13 protein-coding genes are annotated in these 15,656 nt (G+C 64.1%); 6 read left to right on the top strand and 7 right to left on the bottom strand.

Going from position 1 to position 15,656, the window contains the following annotated elements; all coding sequences use genetic code 11:
* Nucleotides 1–28: 28 nt before the first annotated feature.
* Both ribB and JQ604_RS04205 read right to left on the bottom strand, forming a co-directional pair.
* The gene (ribB, locus tag JQ604_RS04210; protein WP_212353418.1) at nucleotides 29–1,105 is read right to left on the bottom strand and encodes a 3,4-dihydroxy-2-butanone-4-phosphate synthase; all 1,077 of its coding nucleotides are present in this window, start codon (nucleotides 1,103–1,105) and stop codon (nucleotides 29–31) included.
* Between the two features lie 116 nt (nucleotides 1,106–1,221).
* On the bottom strand, nucleotides 1,222–2,946 hold the full coding sequence (locus JQ604_RS04205) for a cation:proton antiporter (protein WP_212353415.1): 1,725 nt from the start codon (nucleotides 2,944–2,946) through the stop codon (nucleotides 1,222–1,224).
* A 160-nt stretch (nucleotides 2,947–3,106) separates the two neighbouring features.
* Here JQ604_RS04205 and JQ604_RS04200 point away from each other — a divergent pair, with 160 nt between their 5' ends.
* Both JQ604_RS04200 and JQ604_RS04195 read left to right on the top strand, forming a co-directional pair.
* Nucleotides 3,107–3,646, top strand: a complete 540-nt coding sequence (locus JQ604_RS04200) for a DUF3124 domain-containing protein (protein WP_212353413.1) — start codon at nucleotides 3,107–3,109, stop codon at nucleotides 3,644–3,646.
* Between the two features lie 165 nt (nucleotides 3,647–3,811).
* Nucleotides 3,812–5,050, top strand: a complete 1,239-nt coding sequence (locus tag JQ604_RS04195; protein WP_212353410.1) for a PLP-dependent aminotransferase family protein — start codon at nucleotides 3,812–3,814, stop codon at nucleotides 5,048–5,050.
* A gap of 15 nt (nucleotides 5,051–5,065) precedes the next feature.
* Here JQ604_RS04195 and JQ604_RS04190 read toward each other — a convergent pair whose 3' ends face one another.
* Nucleotides 5,066–5,353, bottom strand: a complete 288-nt coding sequence (locus JQ604_RS04190) for a helix-turn-helix domain-containing protein (RefSeq protein WP_349631048.1) — start codon at nucleotides 5,351–5,353, stop codon at nucleotides 5,066–5,068.
* 440 nt (nucleotides 5,354–5,793) lie between these two features.
* On the opposite strand from JQ604_RS04190, the gene JQ604_RS04185 reads away from it, so the two are divergent.
* Nucleotides 5,794–6,009: a hypothetical protein gene (locus JQ604_RS04185; protein ID WP_212353407.1), complete on the top strand. Its 216-nt coding sequence runs from the start codon at nucleotides 5,794–5,796 to the stop codon at nucleotides 6,007–6,009.
* A 160-nt stretch (nucleotides 6,010–6,169) separates the two neighbouring features.
* On the opposite strand, the gene JQ604_RS04180 is transcribed toward JQ604_RS04185, so the two are convergent.
* The 4 genes from JQ604_RS04180 to JQ604_RS04165 all read right to left on the bottom strand — a co-directional run bounded on the left by JQ604_RS04180 (nucleotide 6,170) and on the right by JQ604_RS04165 (nucleotide 12,933).
* Complete coding sequence (locus JQ604_RS04180) at nucleotides 6,170–6,988, bottom strand: aldo/keto reductase (protein ID WP_212353404.1); 819 nt, start codon at nucleotides 6,986–6,988, stop codon at nucleotides 6,170–6,172.
* A 178-nt stretch (nucleotides 6,989–7,166) separates the two neighbouring features.
* The gene (locus tag JQ604_RS04175) at nucleotides 7,167–8,741 is read right to left on the bottom strand and encodes an alkaline phosphatase D family protein (protein WP_212353401.1); all 1,575 of its coding nucleotides are present in this window, start codon (nucleotides 8,739–8,741) and stop codon (nucleotides 7,167–7,169) included.
* 108 nt (nucleotides 8,742–8,849) lie between these two features.
* Nucleotides 8,850–9,293, bottom strand: a complete 444-nt coding sequence (locus JQ604_RS04170) for a hypothetical protein (protein WP_212353398.1) — start codon at nucleotides 9,291–9,293, stop codon at nucleotides 8,850–8,852.
* A 169-nt stretch (nucleotides 9,294–9,462) separates the two neighbouring features.
* Nucleotides 9,463–12,933: an indolepyruvate ferredoxin oxidoreductase family protein gene (locus JQ604_RS04165; RefSeq protein WP_212353396.1), complete on the bottom strand. Its 3,471-nt coding sequence runs from the start codon at nucleotides 12,931–12,933 to the stop codon at nucleotides 9,463–9,465.
* A 201-nt stretch (nucleotides 12,934–13,134) separates the two neighbouring features.
* Between JQ604_RS04165 and JQ604_RS04160 the strand changes: the two genes are divergently transcribed.
* From JQ604_RS04160 to JQ604_RS04150, 3 genes are read left to right on the top strand one after another with little or no spacing between them, the layout of a single operon-like run.
* Nucleotides 13,135–14,088, top strand: coding sequence for a hypothetical protein (locus tag JQ604_RS04160; protein ID WP_212353393.1), 954 nt, complete (start codon nucleotides 13,135–13,137; stop codon nucleotides 14,086–14,088).
* 37 nt (nucleotides 14,089–14,125) lie between these two features.
* Nucleotides 14,126–14,680, top strand: coding sequence for a carboxymuconolactone decarboxylase family protein (locus tag JQ604_RS04155; protein WP_212353391.1), 555 nt, complete (start codon nucleotides 14,126–14,128; stop codon nucleotides 14,678–14,680).
* Nucleotide 14,681: 1 nt separating this feature from the next.
* Complete coding sequence (locus JQ604_RS04150; RefSeq protein WP_212353389.1) at nucleotides 14,682–15,482, top strand: SDR family NAD(P)-dependent oxidoreductase; 801 nt, start codon at nucleotides 14,682–14,684, stop codon at nucleotides 15,480–15,482.
* Nucleotides 15,483–15,656: the final 174 nt, after the last annotated feature.

The raw sequence follows: 15,656 nt of genomic DNA, 5'->3' as shown, positions 1-15,656 counted from the left end.
ACCTCGCGCGACCGGAACTTGGCTGCCGTCAGGTCTCCAACCGCTCGTTGGACACGATCTCGATCCCGAAGCCGGACAGGCCCTTGTAGTCATGCACCGAGGAGGTCAGGTTGACGATCGAGGTGATGCCGAGATCCCTGAGGATCTGCGCGCCGACGCCAACCTCGCGCCACTGCCTGTTGCGATCGGCCTCCGCGCTCTTCGGCTCGCCGACGGGCTGGACCGGAACACCGGCGGCGCCGTCGCGCAGGTATACCAGAACGCCTCGGCCGGCCAGCTTGAAATGGCGCAGCACGGCTTCCATCCGCGCCTGGCCGGTGAAGAGGTCCTTGACGATGTTGGGCTTGTGCAGCCGGGTCAGCACGTTCTTGCCGTCGCCGATGCCGTTGTAGACGAAGGCGGCATGGGCGATCTCGTCGAACGGCGAGCGGTAGGCATAGCCCTGCAGCGGGCCGATCGGGCTCTCGACGGTGAAGGTCGTGACACGTTCGATGAGCTTCTCGCGGGCCTGGCGATAGGCGATCATGTCGGCGATGGTGACGTGCTTGAGCCTGTGGGCGGCGGCGAATTTCGCGACCTGCTCGCCCTTCATCACGGTGCCGTCGTCGTTCATCAATTCAGAGATGACGCCGACCGGCGGCAGCCCGGAGAGCTTGCAGAGATCGACCGCGGCCTCGGTATGGCCGGAGCGCAAGAGCACGCCGCCGTCGCGGGCGATCAGCGGGAAGATGTGGCCCGGGCGGGCAAAGTCGTTGGCGCCGGCATTGGGATTGGCGAGCGCGCGGCAGCAGGAGGCACGCTCGTCGGCGGAAATGCCGGTGCCGCCATCGGGCTTGTAGTCGATCGAGACGGTGAAGGCGGTGGTGTGGCTGGAGTCGTTATGCGCCACCATCGGATCGAGCCGCAGCCGCCGTGCATCGTCGGTCGTGATCGGCGCACAGACGATGCCGGAGGTGTGGCGGATGATGAAAGCCATCTTCTCCGCCGTGCAGAGCGAGGCGGCGACGATCAGATCACCCTCGCCTTCCCGGTCGTCATCATCGGTGACGACGACGAGTTCGCCCCGCGCAAAGGCTTGCAGCACTTCCTGGATCGTATCGGCCATTGTCCTGATATCTCGTTATTTGCAGGCAGTGGATTAGCCGGGTTCCGAACCGCGCGCCAGTATCATTATGCAGGCCGCCATGCGTCCGGCAAGCATGTCGGGAGGTATCTGCCGTCCTACGGCAGGACCTCGCGCCGCTCGCTGAGTTGCGCGTCCATCTCGGCGCGCTTGTCGTCGAGCAGGCCGGCGTCGGCCGCCTCGATCACGGCGTAGAGCTCGCCGGCATCGCTGATGCGGGTGACGGTGACGTAGTCGGCGCCGGCGGCGTAGAGATCGGCGACGTCGGCCAGGAGGTCGGCGGTGGCGACGATCTTCGCGGTCGGGTTCAGGGTGCGGACGTGGCGCACCAGCTTCTCGTTGTCGGCGCCGACCAGGAGGAAATCCGGCACGCTCAGGATGATGATCTCGGCCTTGCCGATGCCGGCATGGACGAGGGTGTCGACATTGCTGATGTCGCCATAGATCACGTGCAGCCCGCGGTCGGTCAGGGTGCGGAACACGACGGGATTGAAATCGATCACGCTGATCTGCTCCAGCAGCGACTGGTTCTGCCGCTCGATCTGGCTGAGCAGCGCACTGGCGGCGCGGAAGAAGCCGAGGATCACGATGCGGTTGATCTCGCCGTGGTCACCCTCATGGCCGCCCTCCTCGTGGCCGTGATCGAGATCGCGGATGCCGATCCGCTTCAAGGACCCGATCAGGCCGCGGACCGCCTGGTCGCTGCGGCCCATCACGAAGGTCGAGAGCACCGCCAGCACGACGAAGGCAAAGGAGGCGGCGCTCGCGGTCGCCGTGGTGATGTGATTGGCGGCGACGCCGGTCTGAATCACCACCAGCGAGAACTCCGAGATCTGCGCCAAATTGATCGCCGGCAGCAGGCTGGCGCGCAGGCCCTGCTTCATCAGATAGAGCGGCGTGAAGGTGGTCAGCATGCGGCTCGCCACCGTGAAGGCGGCGATCACAAGCGCGAGGGCGATGACTGACGGCCCGGGGATCGGGATCGTCATGCCGAGCGCGACGAAGAACAGCGTGATGAAGAAATCCCGCAGGGTGGTGACCTTGGCGGTGACGTCGAGCGCGTAAGGGAAGGTCGAGAGCGAGACGCCGGCAACCAGCGAGCCCATCTCGCGCGACAGGTGCAGCCGTTCGGCGATCTCCCCGACCAGGAAGCACCAGGCGAGCGCGCCGAGCATCATCAGTTCCGGCCGCCGCGCGATCTGGTGGAACAGCCGCGGCAGCACGTAGCGGCTCAGCACCAGCGCGGTCGCGACCAGCGCCGCGACGCGGGCGATCGAGATCAGCACGACCGTGACCTGCAGATTGTCGAGGCTCGGCTGCACCGCCAGGAACAGGATGGCGAAGATATCCTGCAGCACCAGCACGCCGAGCGTGATGCGGCCGGGCAGCGTGTCGAGCTCGCGCTTCTCGTAGAGCACCTTGACGATGATCACGGTCGAGGACAGCGCACAGGCGACGCAAAGATAGAGCGCATCGAACTTGCCGCCGCCGAGCGCAAGACCGATCGCGACAAAGAACAGCGTGCCGAGCAGGCAGCCGCCAAGCAACTGGCCCGCGGCCGCGAACAGGATCACCTTGCCGGCGCGGATGATCTTCTTCAGGTCGATCTCGAGCCCGATCATGAACAGCATGAAGATCAGGCCGAGCTCGGAGATGACGCTGATCGACTCCTGGGACTTGACCCAGCCCATGCCGAATGGACCAATCAGGAACCCGGCGATAAGGTAGGCGAGGATCAGCGGCTGCCGGAAAAAATGCGCCAGAAGGCCGAGCACCCAGGCAAACAGGATACATAGAGTGATATCGCCAACGAGCTCATGCATGCGTCAAAACTTCCCAATGCCGCAACCTAAAGCGTTTTCAAGCGAAGTGGCTACCGGTTCGCGTAAAGAAAACGCGTCGAAACAAGAATCCAGAGCTCCGTTCCGATTCCATCGGAACGAAAATAGCTCTAGAGGGCTGGGCTCCAGGATCAAACGAGCAATGTGTCACATCCGCGCAGGCGCCCTGTCTATCGCGATTCTGGCCTGCCTGTTCACCGTGCGCACGACCGCGGCGCTGGCGCAATCCGCCGGAAGTATCGAGCAGACATTTGCGGGCTCGCTGACCGCGGTCCCGACGGAGCCCCTGACCGTCTCCGGCGCCTTCTACGTGCCCGTCTACTCCAGCGTGTCGATGAGCCAGGGCAAGCTTCGGGCCGACTTCTCGGTGACGCTGAGCGTCCACAACGCCTCGGAGACCAAGCCGCTGGTGCTGAAGCGGATCGCCTATTTCGACACATCAGGCAAGATGGTGGAAAACTACCTCAAGGCGCCGATCGCCCTGAAGCCGTTTGCCACCGTCGAGGTCTTCATCGCAACCACGGATACCCGCGGCGGCACCGGCGCCAATTTCGTGGTCGATTGGGCCGCGCCAAACGAGATTGCGGAACCGGCGGTGGAAGCGCTGATGGTCGGCGGCGTCGGCCCGGGGCATTATGCCTTCGTCAGCCAGGGGCGTTCGATCCGGCTGGTCAAGAACTAGAGCATGATCCGGAAAAGTGTGAAGCGGTTTTCCGAAAAGATCATGCTCAAACAAAGAGCTAAAGCGCGATGACGATTCAACCTAATCTCATCGCGCTTTAGACCAAGCAAGACCGGAGGACTGCAACGGTCCTCTCAAACAAAAACAAGACGGGAGCGAAATTCCATGTCCACATCAGCCCGATTCGACTTTGCACCCTTGCTGCCGGCCGGCCTGCCCGCGCCCGCGGCACGGTGGACCGGGCTTGCAAAGTACAGCTTTGTCGGCGGCAACAATGATCCCGAGCAGGTGCCGGTCGATGGCCTGCTCGAGGCGTTCAATGCGGTGATGAAACGCGAGGGCAGGAATCTCGCGACCTATAATCTTGCCGGCGGGCCGCAGGGCTATGTCCGCCTGCGCGAATTCCTGACCCAGAAACTCAAGCGCGACGCCGGCATCACCTGCACGCCTGATGACCTCATGATCGTCTCCGGCTCGCTGCAGGCGCTCGATCTCGTCAACGCCACGCTGCTCACGAGGGGCGACACCGTGCTGGTCGAGCAGGAGACCTATCAGGGCTCGCTGAACCGCCTGACCCGGCTCGGCGTCAATAAGGTCGGCATCCCCCTCGATGCCGAGGGCATGCGGATGGATGCGTTGGCATCAGCGCTCGCCGATCACAAGCGGCGCGGCATCACGCCGAAATACATCTACACCATCCCGACCGTGCAGAACCCGACCGGCTCGATCCTGCCCGAGAGCCGGCGCGCCGAGATGCTGCTTCTGTCGCAAGAGTACGGCGTGCCGATCTTCGAGGACGATTGCTACGCCGATCTGATCTGGACCGGCGAGCGACCGCCGGCGATCTACGCCATGAGCCAGCATTGCGGCGTCATCCATATCGGCTCGTTCTCGAAATCGATCGCGCCGGCGCTCCGCGTCGGCTTCATCGTCGCGCCCTGGGATGTGATGTCGCGGATGTTGGCGCTGAAGACCGATGCCGGAAGTGGCGCGCTGGAGCAGATGGTGCTGGCCGAATTCTGCGCGCCGCATTTTGCGACCCATGTGCCGCGGCTGACCAAGGGCCTGCGCAAGAAGCTCGACACGCTGATGGAGGCATTGGCCGAGCAGTTCGGCACAGCTGCCGAATTCGAGGCGCCGAAGGGCGGCATCTTCCTCTGGGTCAAGCTGCCCGACAATGTCGATACGCTGAAGCTCTATCAGGCGGCACTGGCGGCGGGCGTCTCGATCAATCCGGGGCCGGAATGGTCGACCGACAAGGCGTTCTCCGGCAGCCGGCTGCGGCTCTGCTTCGCGAGCCCCTCGCAGCAGCAGATCCGCGAGGGCGTCGCCGTGCTCGCAGACGTCTGCCGTCGGGAGTTCGGCGTGCCCGCGCGCAGCAGCAATGTGGAGAAGCGGGCGTAACACCGCTCGGCGACCTCACGCTGCATCGGAGACATCGCTGCGGAATACCTTCAGCAGGCGGATCAGCAACACGATCGAGACATTGCCCTTGCCGGCCTCGATCATGGCGATGTAGCGCTCGGACACGCCGGATCGGCGCGCCAGATCGCGGCGCGACATCTCACGATTTTGGCGCGCGTGACGCATGGCCGCGCCGAGTTGAGCCAAGAACTCGCGCTCCTCGGAGTGCCACGTCGCCTCCTCCGCCCTCTCTGCCTCTGAGAGAGCCGATACGCTTGCCGACTGATCCTGCCTGCCAACCACGTTCCGCCCTCGATCTGTTGGCGATTATCGAGGAGCAGACGGTCCCGTCCTTGATCCGGATCAATGACGAAACAGGAAGCCGCCCTCACCTCACCGCAAACGGCGACCGGTAGGGCCAGGCGCGAAGATGCGTCGGACGCGCCGGTTGCGCAAGCGCTTCGCCGTCGTCCTGACGAAAGTCAGGACCCATTACCACCGAGTCTTGTTGTGTAAGGGACCGTTGCCGCAGCGTCGCGCAACGATTCGCATTTGTGGTCATGGGTCCTGGCTTTCGCCAGGACGACACTGAGTTGTTTGGCTCAGTCGGTTCGCAAACAGCGCAACGAAAGCCGCACGCGCGTGGTCTTGCTGAACATCCATTCAGAAAACTCTTCAGGTTCCTTCGGAACGTTTCAATCCACGCGCTGTTTCATCCTCGCTCGATTTTTGAGGAGGATGAGATGAAGAAGCTTGGTCTTGTTGTTGCAGCCCTTGGTGCGCTTGCCGTGGCATTGCCGTCGATCGCGAGCGCGGAGACCATCGTGGTCAAGCGCGGCGGCCATCACTATGGCTGGCACGGCGCGCGCGCCGAGATGCGTCATGACCGCGGCTGGCATCGTGGCTGGGATCGTCATCATCACGACCGCGTCGTGATCGTGAAGAAGCATCGTTACTGAGAACCGACACGAGGAAATGGCTCCGCGAGGAGCCATTTTTCTTGCGCGATTTCTAGGTTCGTAGGGTGGGCAAAGCGAAGCCTGCCCACCATCACGAGCACGCCGGGAATGGTGGGCACGGCGCAAGAGCGCCTTTGCCCACCCTACGCATTCCACACTCTCAATCCCACGCCGGCGCAAAGCCCGGATTCACGCAACGCATGTCCTTGCGCAACGCCGCGATCGCCTTGCGGTCGTCGTCATCGAGCTCGACCTTCAGCGCATCGAGATTGGCCTGCTGGCTCTCCGCGCGCGACGCCTTCGGGATCGCGGCGACGCCGTCCTGATCGAGCAACCATTTCAACGCGACCTGCGCAGCCGACGCATCATGCTTCCTGCCGATCTTCGCCATCGTCTCGTCGGAGGCAAAGCGCCCCTGCGCGAGCGGGCAATAGGCGACCAGCGGAATCGCGTGTTTGGCGAGATAGCCTCGCACCTTCGTCTGGTCCAGCATCGCGTGATATTCGATCTGGTTGCAGGCGATCGGCGCCTTGATGTCCTCGACCACGGTCTTCAGCAGCGCGATGTTGAAATTGGCGACGCCGATGGCGCGAGTGCGGCCCTCGTCCTTCAGCTTCGAGAGCGTCTCGAACATCGCGCGCAGGTTCATGTTCCGCGCCGGCCAGTGCACGAGATAGAGATCGACATGATCGAGCCGCAGCTTCTTCAAGCTGGTGTCGAACGCTCGGCGCATCGCGTCCGGCGTCAGATTCTCGTTCCAGACCTTGGTGGTGACATGCAGGTCGTTGCGGGCGACCTTCGAGGCCGCGATCGCGGCGCCGATCGCGTCCTCATTGCCGTACATCTCGGCGGTGTCGATATGCCGGTAGCCGAGGGTGAGTGCGCTTTCGACCGCCGCGCGACAGACGTCGCCCTGCATGCGGTAGGTGCCGAGCCCGAGCTTGGGCAGGCTGATGCCCTGGGTTTTGAGATTGTCCATGCATGGCTCCTGAAGACGTGCGCCACCAGGGAAAAAACAGCGGCATCGCGCAAGCAAATGGGTTTGTGGAAAGAGACGGCAGGTCTGCCGATCGCAGTCTGCCTGCAAAGGGGCGCGCCGGGCAAGATGCCCGGTCATCAAGATGTCGCGACTTGAAGATGCCGCGACTCGCCTTGGGCTAAATATGCTGCGCCATGATCTGGCCCGGCCGCGCATCGGGCCGCGGCGCGATATCGACCGACCAGAGATTCCGGTTGTCGACATCTTTCAAGGTCACCGTCATCACCTCGGTCCGGCCGTCGATGGCGACATGGCCGAAGAACTGCAACCCGAAGCATGGCGCGAGATTGTCGCCCTGCTCCGCCGTGCAGCCCTTCTGGTACATCGCCTTCGGGCCAAAGGTGTTGTCGAGCTCACCCGGCGACCAGCTGCCGGCGTGCAGCGGGCCGGAGACGAACTCCCAGAACGGCTCGAAATCCCTAAACACGGCGCGGTTCGGATCGTAGTGATGCGCGGCGGTGTAGTGCATGTCGGCGGTGAGCCACACCGTGTTGCGGATGCCGGCGCGCTTCATGAAGCCGAGCAGATCGGCGATCTCGTGCTCGCGCCGCTCCGGCGGCCCGTCGCCGAGCGCGACGGCGTCGAGGCTGATCAGGCCGATCGGCAAGTCGGCGGCGATCACCTTCCAGGTCGCATTCGATGCGACCAGCTCGCGCTTCAGCCAGGCGAGTTGCGTCGGGCCGAGGATGAAAGTCTGGTTCGGATCGCCCTGCTTGTTCCAGAGGGAATCGCGGTAAGAGCGCATGTCGAGCATGAAGACGTCGAGCAGCGGACCATAGGCGATCTTGCGATAGACCCGGCCGTCGCGCTCCGGCATCAGCCGCATCGGCATGAATTCGTGGAAGGCACGGCGCGCCCGCGCCACGAGACGCGAGGTGCCATCCTCGTCATAGCCGGTGTCGTCGGCACTGCCGATCGGCGACCAGTCGTTGGTGACCTCGTGATCGTCCCATTGCGCGAACATCGGCACGTCGGCGTGGAAGGCGCGAAAGTTCTCATCGAGCCAGTTGTATTTGTAGTTGCCGCGAAACTCGGCGAGGCTGTGCGCGACGACGGATTTCTCTTCCGTGACGATGTTGCGCCAGGTCTCGCCATGGGGCAGTTGCAGCGTCGAAGGCACCGTGCAGTCGGCATAGATGTGGTCGCCGGAATGAATGAAGAAATCCGGCGCCTCGTTCAGCATCGTGCGATACGTGCGCATGCCGCCACGCGCGGGATCGATGCCCCAACCTTGTCCCGCGGTGTCGCCGGACCAGACGAACGAGACGGAGCGACGGCCCGTCGGCGCGGTGCGGAAACGGCCGATGCGGGATTCGCCGCGGAGACCATCGGCGTCTTCGAAGCGCACCCGATAGAAGACGTCCTGTCCGGCCGGCAGGCCATCGAGCAGCAGTTTGGCCGTGAAGTCGCGCTCGGGCAGTGCGTCGATGGTGGCGGTTCGCAGGATGGTGGAGAAGCTTTCCACCGTTGCACATTCGACCTGCATCCGCGCCGGCCGATCGGCGCGCGCCCAGATCACTGCGGAGTCGGAGGCGACGTCGCCGGATTGAATGCCGCCGGCAATCTGCGGACGATCGGCAGCGCGGCTGAGATAGGGCTTCGCAAGACTGCCGAGGCCGGCGAGCGCGGCCGTCGAGGCGGAGCGGACCAGGAGCTGTCGCCGGGTGAGGCCGGCGGCTGCGGATATCGGCATCGAATAACCTTCGTCGAGTCGCGACGACGGTTGTGCCTGCGCTCCTTGACTCCGCGCTTACGGTTTTCTGACTCCGACCTTACGGTTTTGCGACAGGAAGATGACCGCTCACCGCCGCCAGTTGCAGATGCCGCCGGAGCGGCACGGCCAGGTCTGGATCCGCGTGTCGCGCGCCTGCGCGTCGAGCGGATTGGTGTGCCGGCGCGCAAGCTTTGCCCGCGCCGGGACATGCGCACGCGCGGTGGCGCGCGGACGCTCGGCCGGCTCTTCCGTCACCTTGCTGGTGCGGACCATCTTGCGGCGCTCGACCGGGGGCTCGGATATGACCTTCGGCTCGACGGCGGCCTGCGGCTCGAGGCTACGGTCGGCCTTGGCCTCCACCGGAACGGATGCGAATTCCGCCGGCGGCCCAAGCCGCTTCGGCGACAGCACAGCCTTGGAGAGGTCGAGCGTGAAGAACTCGCCCGGACGGTATTCGTCGGCCCTTGCGGAGCCGGACAACGCCACGACGAGGGTGCAAACCGCTGCAACGAAAGCGCTTTTCAGGACCATTCAAGGCCTCCTGAAATCACTCAGGGAAACAATGAGCATGATGTAGGGAGCCGGGCCGGTAATTCCAGCCATTCCCGCCGGCAAGGTTACTGGTGAACCAAGCCGGCCGCGGAAAGTTCCCGCGGCCGTTCATCGTCGCGAAAGCCTATGTTTTAAGCATGATCATGCTTCATTCCGCCGCCTGCGCCACCGGCTGGCCGATCGCCTTCTCCAGCCGCGCACATTCAGCGCGGTAGCGCGCGACGTTGGCTTCCTTGATGTGGCCGTAGCCGCGCACCAACTCGGCCGATTTCGCCAGCGCCACCAGCCGCGGCAGGTCGAGCGCCTTGCCGCCGAGATGCCGGAAGATCGTCGCCGAATATTCGCCCGGCAGCGCCCGCTCCATCCTGCGCTCGGCGGTGTAGCCGAAGATGTCGAAGGCGGTACCGCGGAAGCGCTTCAGGCTGGCGAGGACGTCGAACGCCTTGAATATCCAGGGCCCGAACTCGCGCTTCTGCAGATGGCCGGTGACGGGATCACGGCGCGCCAGCAGCGGCGGCGCGAGCAGGATTTTCAAGCTCGACGAGCTTTCGAACTGCTCGCGAAGGGCTTTCGTGAATTCACCATCGCTATAGAGCCGCGCGACCTCGTATTCGTCCTTGTAGGCCATCAGCTTGAACAAACCCTTTGCGAAGGCCTCCGTCAGTTCCTGCGAACCGGGCGCGGATGCGGTCTCGGCGGCACGGACGCGTTCGACATCGGCGAGATAGCGTTTTGCGTAGGCCTCGTCCTGATAGTCGGTCAGGAATTTGGTGCGGAACGCGATGGTCTCATCCAGCGAGCGCTTCGCCGGCGCCTGTCCCGCACTCTTGAAGCGCGCGGCGCTGACCACGCGCGGCAGATCGTGCGCGGCGAGCCGGCCCCAGGAGAACGCCAGCCTGTTCATCTCGATCGCGGCTCCATTGAGCTCGATCGCCTTCATGATCGCTTCGAGCGACAGCGGGATCGCGCCACGCTGGAAGGCGAAGCCGAGCATGAAAGCGTTTGTCGCGATGCTGTCGCCCATCAGCGCGGTGGCGAGGCCGGTGGCATCGAGGATGTCGAGGTCGCCAGGCGTCACCGCCTCGTTCAGCGCATCGCGCATTGAACTGGCCTCGAAATCGATGTCGGGATCGATCACGAAGCTCGCGGTCGGCAGCAGATCGGCATTGACCACGGCGCGGGTGACGCCGCGCTCGGCGCGGGTCAGCGCCGGGATGCTGGTCGCCACCACGATGTCGCAGCCGAGAATGAGGTTGGCGCCGCCGGGCGCGATGCGGACGCTGGCGAGATCATCCGCAACGGGTGCCAGCCGCACATGGCTCATGACGGCGCCGTTCTTCTGCGACAGGCCGGTGAAGTCGAGCGTCGAGCAGGCCAGTCCCTGGACATGCGCGGCCATGCCGAGCAGCGCGCCGATGGTGATCACACCCGTGCCGCCGATGCCGGTGACCAGGATGTTGTAGGGACCGGAGAGCGTCGGTGTCGGCGGCGTCGGCAGATCCGCGAACAGCGCCTTGGGATCGGCCGCAGTGCGGTCCGCCTTGCGCAGCTTGGGATCGAGCACGGTGACAAAACTCGGGCAGAAGCCCTCGATGCAGGAGAAATCCTTGTTGCAGTTCGACTGGTCGATGCGGCGCTTGCGGCCGAGCTCGGTTTCCAGCGGCTGCACCGAGACGCAGTTCGAGACCTGCGAGCAGTCGCCGCAGCCTTCGCAGACGCGCTCATTGATGAAGACGCGCTTCGGCGGATCGGGATAGAGCCCGCGCTTGCGGCGGCGGCGCTTTTCGGCAGCACAGGTCTGGTCGTAGATCAGGACCGTGAGGCCCGGGATGTCGCGCAAGTCGCGCTGCACGGCATCGAGCTCGCGACGATGATGTATGGTGGCGCCTGCCGGGAAATAATTGGCGGGATATTTGTCGGGATCGTCGGAGACGATCGCAAGACGTTTTGTACCTTCGGCCGCGACCTGATGCGCGATCTGCGAGACGTTGAAGGCGCCTTCGGCGGGCTGGCCGCCGGTCATCGCCACCGCGTCGTTGTAGAGGATCTTGTAGGTGATGTTGACGCCGGCCGCGGCCGCCGCGCGCAGCGCCAGCAGGCCGGAATGGGTGTAGGTGCCGTCGCCGAGGTTCTGGAAGACGTGCTGCTCGTCGGTGAACGGCGCCTGCCCGATCCAGGCCACGCCCTCCGCGCCCATATGCGAGATGGTCTGGGTGCGCCGCGCGGGAATCGACAGCGCCATGCCGTGACAGCCGATGCCGGCCATGGCGCGGCTGCCTTCCGGAATCTTCGTCGAGGTGTTGTGCGGGCAGCCCGAGCAGAAATACGGCGTGCGCTGCAGCTTTGCGGCACCGACGCCCTCCACGGGGCGATCGAACGCCTCGAGTTTTGCAAGCCGCTGCTCCAGCAGCGGGCTGCGATGGCCGAGTTTGCGCAAGCGCGCCACGACGGCAGCGGCGACCATGGTCGGCGTCAGTTCGCCTTCGCTCGGCAGCAGCGGCGCGCCACTCTCGTCGCGCTTGCCGACCACGGAAGGACGCCGCGAGGCGTCGACATTGTAAAGGATGCGGACCAGTTGGTCCTCCATGAAGCCACGCTTCTCCTCGACGACGAGCACGTCCTGCAGGCCTTCGGCGAAGGCGCGTGCGCCGCGTTCTTCCAGCGGCCAGGTCAGCGCCACCTTGTAGATGCGCAGGCCGAGCTCCTGCGCGTCGCCGTCGCTGATGCCGAGATCGGCCAGCGCCTGGCGCAGATCGAGATAGGCCTTGCCGGTCGCGATGATGCCGAGCCGCGCAGGTTTCGAATCCAGCACGATGCGGTCAAACCGGTTGGCGCGGGTGAAAGCCGCAACCGCGTCCATCTTCGCGCCATGCAGCCGCCGCTCCGCCTCCAGCGGCGGATCGGGCCAGCGGATCGATAATCCGCCCGGCGGCATTTCGAAATCATCGGGCGTGATGATCCTGATTCTATCGGGGTCGCTGACGATCGACGCCGAGCTTTCCACCGTCTCCGAGATCGCCTTGAAGCCGACCCAGCAGCCGGAATAGCGCGACAGCGCGAAACCGAGAATGCCGAGATCGAGATAATCCTGCAGCGTCGCCGGATTGACCACCGGCATCAGCGCGGAAGCAAACACCTGCTCGCTCTGGTGCGCCAATGTTGAGGACTGGCAGCCATGATCGTCGCCGGCGAGCGCGATGACGCCGCCGTTGGCCGAAGTGCCGGCCGAGTTGGCGTGCTTGAGCGCATCCAGCGAACGGTCGACGCCGGGGCCCTTGCCGTACCAGATGCCGAACACGCCATCGACCTTGGCACCCGGGAACATACCGACCTGCTGGCTGCCCCACACCGCGGTCGCAGCGAGATCCTCGTTAAGGCCGGGCACGAAGGCGATGTCATGTTCTTTCAGGAAGGATTTCGCGCGCCACAGCGCGTGGTCGTACATACCGAGCGGCGAGCCGCGATAGCCGGAGATGAAGCCTGCAGTCTTGAGCCCCTGGGCGCGATCGCGTTCGCGCTGCAACATGGGCAAGCGGACCAGCGCCTGGGTCCCGGACAGAAAGATTCGCTTTGCGTCCAACCGGTACTTGTCGTCCAGCCCGACTTCCATCAACGCCATGCTTTGGGGCTCCCCGTCCCGGAGTGTCGCGCCGGTTGCGAACCGGTCTTATCCGCGCAAGATCATGCATCAGCATGCACTGATTTTGTTATGCATGAACAGCCCCGTTCCATGGCCGCAGGACATATCTGCATCCTGCCTCCGCGAGGTCTTGCGCGAGCCTGCCATCTTTGAAACGGTGCCGGTAAAGGGAGACCAAGGATGCTGAAAGTTGAAACCGCATTCACGACCGAAATCGTGCCTGATGGCGATCTGCTGGTCGGTCCATGGCGCAGCCCGAAGCAGATGCTGCAGGCGCAGACCTACGATTCCCACGCCTCCATCCACGATGACGCAACCGCGCAAAAACTCGGCTTCCGCGGCGGCACGATCGAGGGTCCGACCCATTTCAGCCAGTTCGCACCGCTCTGCGAGCGGATCTGGGGCCGCGCGTGGTTCGAGACCGGCTGCATCTCCGCGCACTACCGCAACGTGGCTTACGAAGGCGAAGAGGTGCAGGCCCAGATCGAGGCACCGAAGCCGGGCCAGACCGTGTGCGCCATTGGCATGATCAAGCGCGACGGCACCGAGGTGTTGCGCGGCACAGCCTCGGTCGGCGGCGAAGGCCGCGAGACGGCGCTCGCCCATCGGCTCGGCGAGTTGAAGCCGCTGGCTGATCCCGTGATCCTCGCCGACATCAAGGTCGGCATGAAGACACCACGCCAGGCCATCAAGATGGATTTCGACCAGCACATGGGTGACCTCTATCCGTTCTCGCTGGCCGAGAAGCTGAGGGTGATCACCGAGCCTTCGGACGCCTATTATGCGCAGGAGCACAATCCCTGGGGCCGCGCCGTCATTCCGATGGAGATGCTGAGCGTGCTGTTCCAGTACCGCGCGCGCGAAGATCGCCTGCCGGTCCGCGGCCCCGCCATCGGGCTGTTCGCCGATCAGGAGATCCGTCTGCTGCGCGGGCCGCTGTTCCCGGGCGAAACCTATTACGCCGAGCGCGAGGTCGTCGCGCTCTCCGGCAGCAAGCGCACCGAGAGCATGTGGGTGCGCACGTCAGTGTTCGACGCCGAGGGCCAGGTGATTGCGACGATGCTGCTCAACGGCGCCAGCATGAAGGATTCCTACGCCAACTACCAAAGCGAGCACAAAGCGCTCTACGGCTGATCCGTCTCCCCACATAAGCAGACAGAAGGACCCAACAATGGCCCGCCTGCCCTATCTCGAAGCCGAAGAGGTCGCGCCCGAGTATCGCGACATGCTCAAGCGCAACACCAATCTGCACAAGCTGCTGGTCAACTCGCCGGACATGGCGCGTGCCTTCAACGGCGTCGGCAATTTCATCCGTTTCAAGAGCAAGCTCGATCCGCGCTTACGCGAACTCGCGATCTTGCAGGTCGGCTGGCTGGAGAAATCGGAATACGAATTCACCCACCATGTGAAGATCGGCAAGGAATTCGGCGTCACCGACGAGGACATCCAGGGCTTGTTTGCGGAGACCGAGGGCAAACCGTCGAAGCTGGAGCCGCTGGCGAAGGCGATTCTGAAAGGCGCCCGCGAGATGGTGCGGGAGCTCGCGATGTCGGATGCAACCTTCGCCGAGATCAAGACGCATCTCTCCGACGAGCACATGACGGATCTGGTGCTGACCATCGCGTTTTACTGCGCCGTGGTCCGCGTGCTCGCGACCATGAAGATCGACAATGATCCCACCTACAAAGAGGTACTGCAGCAGTACCCGATCCCGGGAGTGACCTGACATGAGGCTGAAAGATCGCGTCGCCATCGTCGTCGGCGCCGGCCAGAGCCCCGGCGAGGGCATCGGCAACGGCCGCGCCACCGCGCTGACCTTCGCGCGCGAAGGCGCGAAAGTGCTGTGCGTCGATCATCACCTCGATTCGGCACAGGAAACCGTCGACCTGATCGCGGCCAAGGGCGGCACTGCGGTTGCGTTCAGGGCCGACGTCACGAAGAACGCCGAGATCAAGGCGATGGTGGCGGACGCGCATACCCGCTGGGGCAGCGTCGACATCCTGCACAACAATGTCGGCGTCAGCCTGTCCGGCGGCGATGCCGAGCTGCTGGAGATATCCGAGGAAGCGTTCGACCGCTGCGTCGCGATCAACCTGAAGAGCTGCATCCTTGCGGCAAAACATGTGATCCCGATCATGCGGCGGCAGCAGCGCGGTTCCATCATCAACATCTCGTCGATGGCGGCAATCACGACCTATCCCTACGTCGCCTACAAGGCGACGAAATCGGCGATGATCGCCTTCACGGAGCAACTCGCCTACCAGAACGCGCAATATGGCATTCGCGCCAATGTGATCCTGCCCGGGTTGATGAATACGCCGATGGCGGTCGACACCCGTGCGCGCGAGTTCAAGAAAAGCCGCGCCGAGGTCGAGGCCGAGCGCGACAGCAAGGTGCCGCTGCGCAAGAAGATGGGCACCGGCTGGGACGTCGCCAACGCCGCGCTGTTCCTCGCGTCCGACGAAGCCGACTTCATCACCGGCGTCACGCTGCCGGTCGACGGCGGATCGAGCGTGCGGCGCGGTTAACGCTTGTGGCGCGCATCGTGCAGAAAAGCGCGGCAACGCGTCGCATGATTCGAAAAAGTTGAGATATTCCAATGACACGATGATGTGACGCCGCGTCCACATAAATCGAAATCCGGACGCGTTGTGGTCGCACGATTTTCATCTGCGCTCGGTATCAGGCACGCCATCAAGTTT

Source organism: Bradyrhizobium jicamae (genome assembly GCF_018130695.1).
Classification (GTDB): domain Bacteria; phylum Pseudomonadota; class Alphaproteobacteria; order Rhizobiales; family Xanthobacteraceae; genus Bradyrhizobium; species Bradyrhizobium jicamae_B.
The sequence above is the reverse complement of the archived record's forward strand: the minus strand, read 5'-3'. Positions and strand labels throughout refer to the sequence as shown.